Raw genomic sequence first — 547 nt, forward strand, 5'->3', positions numbered from 1 at the left:
AGTAGCAGGCATCGTGAAATTGGATGACTTGGGCTTCTACCTTGAAATTCGCTCAAAAGGTAAGGGCTGGATGGCGAAAGTTGGCAGTGCTTTAGTTGCTTTTGCACCAAAGCTGATGAAGTTGTTAACGATTGTGGGAACTGCGGCGATGTTTTTAGTCGGTGGCGGGATTGTAGTGCACAACGTACCCGCCATTCACCACTTTGTAGAACCGATTATTATGAACTTTAGTGGTCATTCGGTTGCTACAGCGATTCTGCCTATTTTGCTTAACGGCATTATCGGTTTTGTAGCGGGTTTGATTGTGGTTGCTGTATGGACGGTGGTAGAAAAGCTTCGCGGTAAATAATCCACATATAAAATGAAAAAGGGCCATGCTGTCTCTAATTCGGAGAACGTCATGACCCTTTTTTATGCACGTTATTTGCGTGAAGCGATTACTTCACTTTCCACTCAATTTGTTCGTTTGCACGAATAGGCACAACGATGTCGTTGCCAAATGGCATAGATTCAGGAACATCCCAAGCCGATTTTTCTAGCGTCACCG

General features: G+C 44.6%; 1 protein-coding gene and 1 pseudogene. One reads left to right on the plus strand and one right to left on the minus strand.

Annotation, left to right across the window (positions count from 1 at the left end; translation table 11 throughout):
- The coding region (locus R7190_RS29890) for a DUF808 family protein (protein WP_318138211.1) at nucleotides 1–349 on the plus strand (349 nt) is incomplete at its 5' end.
- An 88-nt stretch (nucleotides 350–437) separates the two neighbouring features.
- On the opposite strand, the pseudogene R7190_RS29895 reads toward R7190_RS29890, so the two are convergent.
- Nucleotides 438–547, minus strand: a pseudogene (locus R7190_RS29895) (dihydroorotase); the annotation flags it as partial.

It is taken from the genome of Vibrio sp. 1078-1 (assembly GCF_033340475.1).